1 pseudogene is annotated in these 325 nt (G+C 32.9%); it reads right to left on the reverse strand.

Features of this window, described 5'->3' with window-relative positions:
• Positions 1–192 (reverse strand): annotated as a pseudogene (locus ACSG5Z_RS29955) (RNA methyltransferase); the annotation flags it as partial.
• Positions 193–325: the final 133 nt, after the last annotated feature.

The following is a 325-nucleotide window of genomic DNA, read 5'->3' on the forward strand; positions in this document are numbered from 1 at the left end:
CTCGTACATAACCTCAACGCGCTCTTTAATAAATGCACTTCTACTCGGCTCAATTTTGACATTACTTTTCAAAATATTAACGTGAGACTCCATTCCAAAGAACGAGCGCATTTCCAAATAACATAACGCACGCTCCTCCTCACGAAATGCATACGTATATATACATGCAGGTGTTGTACTATGATTACTCAATCTATTATCATCCTTTATCGGTTAAAATTATTATGAATACAATTATTCGAATAACTTTTTTACGTAAAATTAAATGATATCACATGCTGGAAATAAAGAGAAAGGTTAATAAATAAAAGAGACTGCCTATTGG

The organism is Bacillus pretiosus (genome assembly GCF_051294775.1).
Classification (GTDB): domain Bacteria; phylum Bacillota; class Bacilli; order Bacillales; family Bacillaceae_G; genus Bacillus_A; species Bacillus_A wiedmannii.